This window comes from Candidatus Pelagibacter sp. (assembly GCF_052049935.1).
In the GTDB taxonomy this organism is placed as follows: domain Bacteria; phylum Pseudomonadota; class Alphaproteobacteria; order Pelagibacterales; family Pelagibacteraceae; genus Pelagibacter.
On the sequence record NZ_JBNGZA010000001.1, the window covers coordinates 27993 to 41854 of the forward strand.

6 protein-coding genes are annotated in these 13862 nt (G+C 33.6%); all 6 read right to left on the reverse strand.

Translation table 11 applies throughout. The features are described from left to right. Positions 1 to 2: 2 nt before the first annotated feature. The 6 genes from ACTT90_RS00095 to ACTT90_RS00120 all read right to left on the reverse strand — a co-directional run bounded on the left by ACTT90_RS00095 (position 3) and on the right by ACTT90_RS00120 (position 13858). The gene (locus ACTT90_RS00095; RefSeq protein ID WP_440936877.1) at positions 3 to 5669 is read right to left on the reverse strand and encodes a LamG-like jellyroll fold domain-containing protein; all 5667 of its coding nucleotides are present in this window, start codon (positions 5667 to 5669) and stop codon (positions 3 to 5) included. A 4-nt stretch (positions 5670 to 5673) separates the two neighbouring features. Next, the gene (locus tag ACTT90_RS00100; protein ID WP_440936878.1) at positions 5674 to 9342 is read right to left on the reverse strand and encodes a prepilin-type N-terminal cleavage/methylation domain-containing protein; all 3669 of its coding nucleotides are present in this window, start codon (positions 9340 to 9342) and stop codon (positions 5674 to 5676) included. 6 nt (positions 9343 to 9348) lie between these two features. Then, entirely contained in the window at positions 9349 to 10143 is a 795-nt protein-coding gene (locus ACTT90_RS00105) for a type IV pilus modification PilV family protein (RefSeq protein ID WP_440936879.1), read from the reverse strand. Beyond that, complete coding sequence (locus ACTT90_RS00110; RefSeq protein WP_440936880.1) at positions 10140 to 10721, reverse strand: pilus assembly FimT family protein; 582 nt, start codon at positions 10719 to 10721, stop codon at positions 10140 to 10142. Before ACTT90_RS00110 ends, ACTT90_RS00105 begins: the two co-directional genes overlap by 4 nt. Before the next feature lie 89 nt (positions 10722 to 10810). Beyond that, positions 10811 to 12100 carry a type II secretion system F family protein gene (locus tag ACTT90_RS00115; RefSeq protein ID WP_440936881.1) on the reverse strand — a complete coding sequence of 430 codons (1290 nt, stop codon included), beginning with the start codon at positions 12098 to 12100 and terminating at the stop codon, positions 10811 to 10813. A gap of 3 nt (positions 12101 to 12103) precedes the next feature. Continuing rightward, complete coding sequence (locus ACTT90_RS00120) at positions 12104 to 13858, reverse strand: GspE/PulE family protein (protein WP_440936882.1); 1755 nt, start codon at positions 13856 to 13858, stop codon at positions 12104 to 12106. Between the last annotated feature and the right edge of the window lie 4 nt (positions 13859 to 13862).

Here is a 13862-nt window from a genome sequence, read left to right on the forward strand (position 1 = left end):
ATCTATCTGTTGTTCCATGATATAGGAGTAACTGTTACCACGTTTCTGCTTCCTATTGCTTTTACAATACCAATTTCTTGATTTAAACTTGTATCACCATAAACAAGTCTAACTAGGATTTTTCTATTCCCAGGTGTAAAATCATCAGTATCTAAACTCTCATAAAAAACTTTAGCTAACTCTTCTCTCCATTTTTCTATTGTAATCACTTGAGCTGTTGGTGGAGTAATTACCATTGCTGTTGGGTTAGTGTTAGATGCAAAATTTGTTGTTTTTGTCCAACCAGTAGATAAGGTATTATCACCAGTAGTATTAACGTCTACAGAGTCTTCACTTGGTATATAAATACTATTATCGCTTCCATCAGTATAAAACGAAACTTCTGCTCTAATTGGGCCTAAAATTACATCAATTTCATTACCATCTTCTTCAATATCTGCACCTGTAAAATCTCCAACACTGCCACCAAATCTTACAATATAACCATCAACATCTGAACTAGCCATTCCATTTCTTGTCAAGATACCAGTTGTTGTAGCAGAATTAGTCTGTTGAAATGCTAAGAAATTATTTGTGTTTGCTGCAGGATGGTTGTTTATCCAATTATTAGCTTCAAAAGGTCCAACACGAACACTTGGTTGGGTTGATCTTAAAGTAGTTACTCCACAACTAGATTGATTGACTAAATTAGTTTCAATATCATCAGCATCATCCAAATCAATATCTAATCTTAATCTCCAAAATTCTTTGTCTTTCCATGGTCCAGAAGTATATCTCCAAAAACCAGATCTAAATATTCCACCCTGACATTCGTCTGTTCCATTAACCCATGCTTGACTACCATTAGATGCCCCTAAAGATTCAATTGCAGTTAGGTCAGCAGCTGTTGTTACATTAGCTAAATAACCTTGGATACCACAAAGATTTTGGTAACTAGATTGAAAATCAGCTTGATTATAACTTAATCCGTTATCTTTAAGTTGGTAATAATGTTGTGCTCCAGTAGGTTTCTCAACATCTCCTAACTGTACATAAATTTCTCTAGTGCCCGCTGTAGATGCATTATGTTCAAAATACATTGATTTAATTAAATCTAGGTAATTTTTACAAGTAGCATCTCCTGTTATTGTTACTTCTGAAGTTTCATTTCCAGATGCTGATAAACCTAAATCGGTTAATTCTGTTGTACCTGCAACTAGTTTATCTCCAGTTTGGCTTCCACTCTCAATTTTAACAATTGCTTTTGTAACTCTTCTATCATAAAGTTTAATTACTCTTTTTGTGGCTATTCTTATTATAGGATCTTCATCGTTTTCCATTCCACCATATTCTAAAATTAATCCTCTAATAGAATACAAGTTATTATCTGAATAACTTGCATCCCAGTTGTGTAAGTCATTCCAAGTTAATTCTTGATCATCAGGAAAATGTGTTCCTAATAAGTGTATACCATGTTCTGTTTCAGAAACGTTATTAGGCTCCCATGTTCCATTCCAATTTCTGTAAGGCATTCCATCTACAAAAACTTCACCAATTTGTTGACCTGCGGGATTTGCTCTTGTCCACGTTCCATTATTTGCTGAAGGAGTTTGATCAGAAGCTCTTGTTGGTGAAAAAGCTAATCCTCTACCGTCCCATAACATACCTTCTGGTCCTGTCATCCATCTCCAAACAGGACACTCAGTATCAGCTACTGAATCGTCTACATTACTAAAAGATGCATTAAAAAATAATTTTGTTCTATTGCCTGTTTGTGGAACAGGGGCATTTGTTGACAATGCAATTTTTGGATCTTTGTAAAATAAAGTTAATCCTGATTGTGATTGAGGATTATTATTTGCATTAGTTATGTTACTACTTTTTCTATAAAATTCATTTTGTATTCCTTCTATAACCCACATTTGAGCTGTACTCGCTGTATAATCAGAGAACGATGAAGAATTAATATTTGCTCTAGTGTCTAAATCAACTAAGCTAAATGAGTTTGATGATGCATTTCTAACTCTATAAAAACCAGTGGAAAATTGTGTCATCCCATCTAATTCCATTTGATTACCAGCACTGATATCTGCAATTTTTATAATATCATCATTAGTTAAATTATGATTTCCACTTGTAGTGATCACAGCAGGATTTGCTTTTGATATAGCAGTTATGGTTCTTGGAGATTTTCCAGCAGATGTATATTTTTCCACAATATTTCGTACATAACTTACAGAAGAACCATAATCCTCTCCACCTCTATACATTGGTATGTTTTCAAAATCTCTTAGTGCTCTAAAATCAGCAGTAGCCTCGGCTCTACTAGATCTTTGCCTAAACCCACCACATTTATTTAAATCTGCATTAGAATTTGAATCATCTGAAAGTCCAAGACCACCCATCCATCCATTTCCTACTGCTTTTTCAGTAATAATATCGTCTTCAGCCTCACTCGTTATTGTTGCCAAATATCCACTTTTACCAAAATAATCTAATTGTCTAGATAAAGAGAATGCTTCATTCATTCTTCTATTATTATTGTTATACAAGTTTTGTTGAGCTACAGCAGTACCTTCTGGTCTAGCTGGGAATTGGTAAAACTCATAAAAATGATTGTAACCATCTCTATGTTCATTAACGTGTAAAGGTCCTAAAGAAAATAAAATAGTTCTTTCACCGAGAGAAGGTGTTGACTCTTCGTCATCATCATTATTTGTACCATCTGTTCCATCACTACCCTCATTTGCATAAGGATTCTCTCCATCTTCTGCATCAACTTCTTTAGAATTAAAATATTTTATAGATTCAAATGCTTGTTCCCAAACATCAATATCAGCACATGGAGCATCAGATTCATCTCCTTCATACATTGTCCAAACTTGAGGATTAAAAATTGTGGGTGTTTGCTGTAGATTTAGTGTTGGTCCTCCAGTTATAGTTCCACCAGAAGTATTCTTCCAAACTCTATTATTGAACCAAACAAAAGTATTAGCATTGTAATTTGTAGCAGAGCTCCAATCCGTAGGTTTTTCTGAGTGAACTAAAGTTAATACACCTGTTTCAGCATTCCAGCCTGGATAATCTACAGTTTGACTTCCTTCACCTGTAATTGCAGATGGATAATCTTCTGCGGTTTTATCTAGCTTTAAAAAATCTTCCTTTTCAAATTCATCATTTGTGTCACCATCACTATTTAAATCTCTTGGTGCAACATATGTATCTTTTTCAATTGTTGCTCTAGCTACACAAAAATTATGATCGCTATAATCAACTTCAGCAACACCTGCTATAGTATCATTTGTATCGCCATCCTGATTAATATCATGATCTAATTTGAAATGATCAAATCCACCATATTCTACAATATAACCAGTAATACAATCTAGTCCTGCACCATCATTACAATTTGGAATTCGTCTTAAATCATTCCACTTACCATTTGTTCTACCAGATCTGTTTATTTCCATATCTGCATATGGTTCTCCATCGCTATTTGGTTCATCGTTTTGCCAATTAACATAAGAGACAGCCATCCCCATCAAAGGACCTGACTCTGACTGCATGTTTGTTGCATTGTTTGTAGGGTTTCTCCAATCTGAATTAGACAACCAAATGTAATGTTGGTCTGATGCTCCATCTAACCTTGTTCCATAATAATTAGCTCTAGTTTCACCAGCAGCTACATGGAATGGGGTTACTCCAGTACATCCAGCTTGAGTACTACTATTACACATCACTGCATCTTTAATAAATTCATTTTCTGCAGCACTTTCAATTGACACAAGATATCCTCTCATACCACCACATGTAGATTGTTCTGCTCTTCTTTTTGCTTCCCACCAATCAATAGAGTCTCCATTGTAACCTAAGTCTCCACTACCTGATGTTACGTTTGGAGCTGTAGAAAAATATTTATAATAATGACCGTAGCTATTATCACCTGATGAAGTCGTAAATTGAACACCATCACATCCACTACCTAAAACCTCAGACCAGTCATCTTCTGAAAAATCATCTCCTGCAGCTTTACCATCATCTTTTTCTAAATAATAAAGTTTATTTTGATATTTGGCACAATCCCCTTCATCATATGACGAACTTGCACTAAAATCTGTGAAGCTATTTGCATTATCACATTGTTCAAGTGCTCTTTTAAATACATAAAAATTTGTGTTTGTATTATCTTTTGTTTGAATTTTAATATCTCCAGCAGTTCCATCTTGTCCAATGTAAGTGTTTAATGGTGTTTTAAGCGGAGTTCCTTCTTGACCTGTTAGAGAATTTAAATCTTCCTCAGTTAAAGCTATTAAACCATCTCCAACATCACCTTTTTGAACTGGTGCCGAAACAACTAACTCTAAAGGAATAATTTGGCCATCTGGTCCAGAACCACAAGATAGAATTTTATAATAAACCACGTCTTCACCAGGAGGGACGTTTATAGATGGAGGATTATCATCATCTGAAGTTATGGGATATTTTACTAATTCAGTTTTCCAAAGGGTTCCTTTATTTCCTATACCATAAATTGTTGCATCATTTCTTTTATCTGCACTTCTTGATGTATTAAAATCTTTAGCTGTATTTCCTGATCCCTCATTAAATTTATAGTATGAAACTAATCCTGGTTCTGATCCTGACAATCTTCTTCTGTTATTGTTAGCAATATCATCTCCTGTTCTAGAAATATCCCATATTCTCATCTCTGCAATATTTCCTTTCCAGGGTACACCTTGAATTTTTACTTCTCCATTAATGTAACTATTTAAAGTGAAACCATGTAATCCTTCACCAATAGCTAATGGCCAAAGATCTCCCTCAGGAAGTACTTCGGGTGGATTTGTATAACCAGATTTTGATCTTGATCCAATATCTGCATTATAAGTTCCAACTAGAACTCCATTTTGATAAATTCTTACATTTCCAGTATCAGTTGACCCTGGTGTTCCGCCATCCCATACCCAAGCTATATGGGCCCATTCTTGTTTAATTGGAGTTCCAACAGTTCCACTTCCACCCAATACCTTTTCTCCGAGTCTTGGAGACCATCTATCGTCCAGAACTTTAAAAACTAAATCCCATTCTCTTCCCCATTCAAACGCATGCATATTGTAATCAGAATCATCAAGATCCTTCATATTTTTAATCCACATTTCTATTGTAAATTGTTCAGTTGGGAAATCGTTGAACTTTTCAACTAATGCAAAAGATCTATCTTGATAATCAGTACCTACAGAAGAATTTCTAGCATCTACACCTTGAAAGTAAATTGACCTAACAACATCTGCATGACGCATAACAAAAACTTCATAAGACATTTCCTCAAATTTAGCTTCATCATCACCAAGTAGACCTTGTATTCGTTGAGCATAATAAACGTCTTCGTCTGTATCTGTGTAACCATGTCTATTTAAACATTGGTTGTCTGAATCTTCTATATTTAGTTCATTTTGGATATCAACTAGAGTAAAACTATTAGAATTCAGTTGCTCTGTAATCCATCTTTGACCCTCTTGCAAACCTGTTTCTGCTGCAAGGTTAACCTGTTGCATCACAGAATTTCTTGATACACTTTTTAAATCAGTATCATAATAAAAAAACATTGAACCGGTCATCAATGACAATGCAGCCACAACAGCTATTACAAAAACTAGAGCAAAACCTTTTTGTTTTTTTTCTGAATTCATAATTTTATGAGTCACTCCACATTTGTTGTCTGTTTATATAACTATGAGTAGTTTTACATCTATTTGATAACATACCTATTACAACATCTTCCCCATCAACTTGAACAGTTTGTTCAGAGATTTTTATTGAAGGTTGAACATTTCTATCAGGAAAATCAAATGTGATTGAAGCTTCATCAAGTTCACTTGTTAATGGAACTGTTTGTCTTCTGAATACCTTCTCTCCTTCTTTACCTTGTATATATCCTTCTATAGTCATGGCTGCTTTAGTTTTATAAACCGTAACATTTTCCATGGCTGTTTCAGAACAATCTACTCTATCAACATAAACCTTTTCAGTGGTAGCAAGCTGATTACCTCTTAAATCAGTTGCAATAATTCTTATTGAAAAATATTTTTTATTTGATGGTAAATTTGACCATCTAATATCGCTATCATCATTTAAAACTAAATAAAACTTTTCATCTTTTTGGTCTAATCTGAACCTTGTCCCATGATCAACATCTTTATCAGGATCATCATTTGGAACTTCACCTAAATTAAATCTTACAAAATCATGATCATCAGGCTCTTGTGTGTCATTTGCATAAATCTCGCCAATTACTAATTCTTTGTCATCATCCTCTGCGAAATTGAAATCATTATTATTTGATATAACTGATCCATTAGCTTCTTTAAAAGAAACTCCAGTAGGTGTTGTATTTTCTATGTTAAAACCTATGTAGACTTTTTGAATATCAGAAATTCTATTGTTCGAAGTATCTTCAGTTTGAACAGCATAATAAAAAGAATCTTCATTTTGTTCATCATCATCGTCAAAACCATCTGGTAAAGTTGCATATTTAAAAGAACCATCTGCAAACACATGAATTTTTCCTCCTGCAGTAGTTGTAACAGTTGCCCTTGCTCCACTATAGCTGTCTTTATCTTTTGTATCATACATCTCACCAATATTTGGAAGCTCAGAATTATTCGCCCAAACCGCCGTTGTTGCTCTCCATGTGCCACTTAATCTACAATCCATAATTCTTGTTGATCCATCAACAACTTGTGTTTTTACTGATCCAGACTCAGCAAGATCTCCAGATACGCTTCCAATTTGAGCGCAACTATCAGTGCTTCCATCATGATCAACTAAAATTTCTAAATGCTCTCCTTGTGGATCGTATGATTTACTTAGCAGACCATATATTCTGTTTACTGTTAGGTAATCTGTATCCATATAGTAATAAAGATTTTGAGCTTTAGGCATTGGTTTATTTGCAGCTGTTTTTGATGGAATATATCTGGGTAGTCTTGCAATTTGTATATTAGAATATCTATTATCTGGTTGAGAAAAAGATGCTATAGCCACTGAACCTCTTTGAAATCTTTTAAATCCTTCTGTTTTTAATGCATCTGGTACATCTGCTGCATCTGGCAAAGAAATATCTGTGCCTGAAGAATTTTCGGTGTAAGGAAATGTTGTATTAGTATGATCATGCAGATCACCACTGCTATCAAATCTTAGATCAAAAGCTGTAAATCGTTGACTTAGGCTATTGGCGACATGAGGTTTATTATCAACATTTGCTCTAAATTTATTTGGATGGTAAGTAAGTGTTACGGTATTTTTAATTCCTGTATTTTTTCCTTTACCGCATCCATTGTGGGTTGATCCTGGATTATAACTAATTTGTGAAAACGACTTACTTTTTGTACACGCTCTAGTACCAGTGTTATCAGGCCTTACATCATTAAATCTTCTAAATAATCTATTATAACCATCATCATTATAATCTTCTATCGCACCAGAGTTTGGAGTAGACCAGCCCATTAAATGACTCATGTTTTCATGTGAAAGATAAGACCACTGACTTCCACGACCACAATTTCTATAGTGTTCAAATTCATAACCTTTAAAATGATGAAGTATGATTGAAGATCCATTACCTTGAGCAGCCCACCATGACCACAAATACATATCATATGTCATGTCTGCAGGCTCACCCCACCACATATCTTTTTCATCAGCCGTTAATCCATTCCATTCCGCTTTATCTGTGCTTGATAATGAATTAACTAACTCGGTAGTGTTAAATCCTCCAGTTCCATTCAAACTTGCATAATCTATTCCAGCACACGCTCTAATTTTACCGTCAGGCCATTTTTTTTGAACAACACTTGGTCTTTGATAGCCAACCGCAAAACCTAACATATCATCATCTAGCCATACATCCATTTGTGGATTACAATCTGGATAACCTCCAGAGCAAACCATTCCTTTTAAAACAAATGAGTCATATTCTTCTGTTGAAACTAAAAATGCAGGTGATGCAAGGTTCTGTTGAATATAGAATGATCTTCCATCTTCAGTTAAATCATAATTTGGTCCACCCCATTGACTTTGTGGACCTTTACTTTCATAGTTTGCACTTCCAAAAGTAAAGCCTTTAGGTTCCCAAGTATGTAAATTAATGTCAGAAAACTGAGGGGCATCATATTTCATAACTCTTATAGTATAATCTTTATAAGCTTCATTTTGATCTACCCATCCAGCACCTTCGCAATTAGTGTCAAGATTTGCTTTTAGCCTTATTCTAAAATCTTGATAACCATCAGAATTAAAAGTGTAATTTGTATCAGTTTTATTTAATGTTCCAGAAATCGTTAAGGACCCATTCCACTCTCCAGCGTCTCCGGTATTGTTACTATTTGCATCATCAAAACCTGATGCTGCAGTTAAACCTGGAGGTATTGTAGTTTCTGTTGCAACCGTCTCCAACTTTAACCTCATCGATGAATGACCAATTCCAGGTATACCAGTGATTTCAGGTGGTTTTTCAGTTTCAAATCTTATTTCATTATGAGTTCTATCAATACTTGAGGTTCCAACTTTTTCACCCTGATGAAGTACAATAATATCGTCATTAGTTACAAAGTTTGCTAATTGAATATCTCTTTTAATATTGTTCGAGCATGTAACTTGCAAACTACCTGTAAAACCTAGTACTGCTGTTCTGTTTTCGTGCAAATCTTCTTCATCATAAGCATAAAACGTTTTTCCACCAAAATTCAAATTTCTCATGTATGCAGACGCTGTATAAGTTTCTGTCACTTTTTCATCTTTTGATCTAAGTTGAATTTCAAAATCAATATGTTTGCTTCTAAGTCTAATTCCTAGATTATTAAAAAACTGAGCAACTGGCATCCAGTCATGATCAACTGTAGTACCTGAATCATCTGGGTCACAATTAGTAGTATTCCAAACTTTTTTCTTCAGTACAGTTTTGTCTGTTATTGGAGAATATGGTATTTGAAGTTCATATTTGACTAATTTTCTTTGTATATCACCATCAATATCTTCTGTATCAAAACAAAATGATACAGACTCTCCAAATTCCGTGTCATCTGTAACTTCTGTTCCATCGTCATTTAAAACTTTGACTGGCATTTGAACATCACCATCTTCACTATCTGGATGTTTGTAACCTGCAAGTTTTGCATCTAATTGTAAAACATGTAGGGCAAATCTTGCTTCTTGTTTCATATTATTATGATTAATTTGTCTTACGAATGTTCCCTGAAAATTACTATAGATTGTATAAGTTGCACCCATTACAATTGTTGAAACAACAACAGCTACAAGAGCTTCAACTAATGAAAATCCTTTTTCTAATAAAAACTTTTTCATATAATTCTAAGTTCCTGCTAAGAACATCCTTCTGAATCTTTCTTCTATACTTCCTTGTTGTATTGTAATTGTTACTCTTAATATTCTTTCAGTTTCTGTTACTTCTGTTCCATTTCTTGTAACTGTAATGTCTCTATCTACTTCTTCAACTTCAATTAATCTTTGATCACCATCTCTTGGTGGGCCTAAATGTTTTTTTAATAATTCACCCCAATTAGCTAGATCTGTTTGAACTTTTGCATTTGTTATATCATCTGTATAGTCAGTGTCTTCATATCTAGTTAAATCTAAATCATGATATGGTTGTAAACTTCCTTCTGCATTTGAAATAAAAGTTATTGGTGCGTTCTCTCTTGCATCTGCAGCAAGATTTAAGTTGGGAGTGCCTTCCGGCACATCTGATCTTTCTAAAGACAATGTAGTTATATTGTTATCATCAAAATCTGTAGAGTCTGTTACCTCATACTCTCCACCTACTCCTTCAATAATAATTCTATCACCATCCCCAGGTAGTTGAGCTAAACCTCTAACTTCTAATTCACTTTCTCCACCATCTGTATCTTCATTAACTCTGGGGTTACCAAATTGAGCAGCAACAGGATTAAAAACTGCAGCTAACTCCTCAAAAATTAATTCAACTGCATATGCTGCTTTGTCAAACTTTCTTAAATTAGAAAAGTCTCTTTCTTGAGTAGATTGCAATGTCATAAAAACTGTTACAGCTACACCTAAAACTGCAGCAGCAGTCATACCTTCAACTAATGAAACACCCTTTTGAAATTCAGACTTTATATTTCTCACATTCTTTTCCCGTTATTAAAAAAACCAGATTGATAGGTATGTAGATAATCTTTTTTTCCACCTGCATTTGAAGATGCTTGTATTTCTAATCTTAAACTTTCAGGTGCTGAGCCATCTGGTAAAAAACAAATAAAATTATTAGCTACAGACTCATGACTACAACCACCATCTATAGCTGTACATCTTTTAATCGTCATATGCTCTAATTTTTTAGTAAGATCTGGTTGAGCTATTCCTTTGTTTTCAGTTTCTCCAAATCTTTTACATCTAGGAGTGTTTGCTGCGATATTTTCTTTATGATATTCCACATTGAATCTATCGGCGCCAGACGCTCTCCAAATCTCTAAATCTGCTGTATTGTTAGTATCATCATTTACTATTCTTATAGAGTATGCGGTTCCCTCCTCTAGAGAAATCTGTCTTACATAATTTATTTGACCTCTAATTGTCGCTAGATCAGTTTCATAATTTTCTTGATCTCCAAAGTTGTCAATCGCTGGAAATCCAACCGCAGCTATTGTTGCTATAACTCCAATTGTTGCCATTAATTCAATGACACTGAAACCATTTTTCTTCATACAAAAAGTTTATATTAAATTTAGATCTATAATTAAATAATTATATAACAAAAAAAAATTACGCCAAATATAAAGATATTGGATTTTATCTATCCGACAGCTTGGCCTATGCTGAATATAGGCATATACAAAGCTATCATAAGAACACCAATAATTGCTCCTATTAAGACAATCATCAATGGTTCAATTATTGAAGATAATGCTGCAACTACACCATCAAATTCTTCCTCGTAATAATTTGCAATTGATTGAAACATTTCTTCCATATTACCAGTTCTTTCTCCAACAGCTGTTAGTTGGGCTAAAGCTGGAGGAAAGATGTGTTCTTCTTGTTTAAGTAAAGTCGATAAAGTTTGACCTGTTACGATTAATTTTCCTACTCTTTCGAGTGCATAAATAAATACTAAATTTGTTGTTACTGATTTAGATATCTTAATTGTATCAATAATACTCACACCTGCTCTTGTAAGATTTGCCATAATCATACACATTCTTGATACAGTGGCTTTAACTATTAAATCCCCAAATAAAGGAAACTTTAAAAATCTCTTATGCATTATATGTCTAAATCCTTCTATATTTTTATACATGAACCCATAAGTGACTCTTATAATAACAATAATAGCTAATATTTTTAAAATATTTCCTGGGTCTGCAATAAATCTACTAGCATTAACTATTACTAGTGTTGCAGCTGGAAGTTTAACACCCATTGCTCCATACATTTTTTCAAAAACAGGAACAACTTTCCATAGCATGAAAATTGTAATAGTTGTTGCAACAGTCAAAAGCATAACAGGATAAAATAATGCGCTTTTGATACCAGATCTTATTTTTGCATTTTTTTCTAAGAGTTCTACAAGTTTAATTAAGAATTCATCTAATTTACCACTGGCTTCACCAGCTGAAATCATATTTAAATATATATTGTCAAATACTGTAGGATGTTTTGAAAAAGCATCAGTTAAGTTCATACCACCATTTAAATCTTTAACAATTCTATGAGCTGTCATTTTCATTTTCATATGAACAGTTTGATCTCTGATCATTGCTATAGACTCTAATATAGGTAGTCCTGCTTTTATCATAGTTGAAACTTTTTTTGTAAATTGTAATAATTCTTTAGGTGGAACCTTAGCCCAAGGACCAAAGTTAAGGTAAATGTTACCTTTAGAAATTATTATTGGTGCATTACTTATTGGAATATCATCTAATGAAGGTGGCCCTTTTGACTCCGATTTTCCATTTCCTTTTTTAATTGATGTTACAATTATCTTTTTTTTTCTTAACTCAACAGCAGCTGACTTAGGATCTGCAGCTGAAATTTGACCAGTTATTTTTTTACCAGATTGAACTCCAGCGTATTGAAAAGTTGCCATAAATTAAACCACTAAGATTCTTGAATATTCTTCAACTGATAGTATACCTTTTTTTATAAAATTTCTTCCAATTGTTTGCATTGTTTTAAAACCATCTTTGATTGCTACTTCCAGCATTTCATCTCCTCTTGCATCTCTAAGAATTGCAGCCTCTAAATTTGGAGTTTTTTTCAAAACTTCATAGATACCTTGTCTTCCTTTGTATCCAGTATTATTACATTCAGTACATCCCTCACCTTTTTTAGGATTGAATGTCGTAAGTTCTTCTTCAGTAAAACCAAATTGAAGTAAATTTTCTTTTGTGGCTTTTTCATCATCCTTTAAGCAATTTGAACAATTTTTTCTGGCTAATCTTTGAGCAACTATCAAACTTAAGGCTGACGCAACCATGAAACTTGGTACACCCATATTTACTAATCTTACAACAGTTGAAACTGCATCATTGGTATGAAGTGTACTTAACAGCAAGTGACCTGTTAATGCAGCTTTAATTGCTATATCAACAGTTGATTTATCTCTTATCTCTCCAACTAGAATTACCTCTGGGTCTTGTCTTAAAAAAGATTTTAATATTGCCTCAAATGTTAAACCGATCTCATTATTAGCTTGAATTTGACCAACACCTTTCAAATAAAACTCAACAGGATCTTCTGCTGTCATTATATTAGTTCCTGGATTATTTATCTTTTTTATACAACCGTACAAAGTTGTACTTTTACCACTACCTGTTGGGCCTGTAACTAAAACCATGCCTTGAGGGGCAGTTATGGCAGCAACTAAATTATCATAATCTTCTTTGTCTAGACCTATTTGCTCTAGTCCTAAATCTGGTCCTGCTGCAAGTAAACGCATAACCACTCTTTCTCCTTCTTTAGCAGGAATGACAGAAAATCTAACGTCTATATCAACATCATCTTCATTTTTTGGAGTTGGATTTTTAAATTGAAGCTTCCCGTCTTGTGGTAATCTTTTTTCAGAAATATCACAGCCTGACATAATCTTTAATCTTGTTACTATCGCGTTATAATTTTCCATTAAAAATTGTTTGAACTGAAGTTGTTCTTGTAAAACACCATCTTTTCTAAATCTTACTTGGGCTTCTCCTCTTCTAAATACTTCTATATGTATATCACTGGTGCCACTTAAAAAAGATTCAACCAATAATTTATCAACAAACTCAACCACATCATTTTCTCCACCTGTGTTTTTAGCATTGGGAACCTTTACATTTAAGTTTGGTTTATTAAGCGTAACAGGTTTTGCTTGTTGAGTATTTGCGGTTGCTTTAATTTCTTGTGTGGCTTCAACAACAGTTTTAAATTTTAAAGCTTGATCAAGATTAGTGGGTTTTGCGACATATAATTCAACATTGCAACCTGTCATACTTTTTATTTTTCCAGCTAACGTAGATTTTGTTGGATCAAATAATGCTATCTTAAGAATTCTGCCATTTAATTCGAATGGCAACATTTCATTTTCCATAATAAATTCTTTTGGAAGTTTTTTTACTGCATCTTTTTTTATTGTTTGTTCTGATAGAACAATTTTTCTTAGAGCGTAATTACGAGATACAGCTGCAACTATATCATCTTCACTAACTAAATTATCGTTAATTAAATATTCTAAAACACCTAAAGGTGCCTTACCATTATTTTCATATTTTTTTTTTGCTTCAGCAAAATTTGACTCAGATAATTTTCCTGAATTCTTTAATAAATTTGAAATTTTAATGCTAATTTCTGGGTTTATAGAAGGCATGATA

Bases quoted from the DNA above. Each gene is read 5' to 3' on its own strand.
- ACTT90_RS00095 (WP_440936877.1), bottom strand. From the start codon at position 5,669: ATGAATTCAGAAAAAAAACAAAAAGGTTTTGCTCTAGTTTTTGTAATA.
- ACTT90_RS00100 (WP_440936878.1), bottom strand. From the start codon at position 9,342: ATGAAAAAGTTTTTATTAGAAAAAGGATTTTCATTAGTTGAAGCTCTT.
- ACTT90_RS00110 (WP_440936880.1), bottom strand. From the start codon at position 10,721: ATGAAGAAAAATGGTTTCAGTGTCATTGAATTAATGGCAACAATTGGA.
- ACTT90_RS00115 (WP_440936881.1), bottom strand. From the start codon at position 12,100: ATGGCAACTTTTCAATACGCTGGAGTTCAATCTGGTAAAAAAATAACT.
- ACTT90_RS00120 (WP_440936882.1), bottom strand. From the start codon at position 13,858: ATGCCTTCTATAAACCCAGAAATTAGCATTAAAATTTCAAATTTATTA.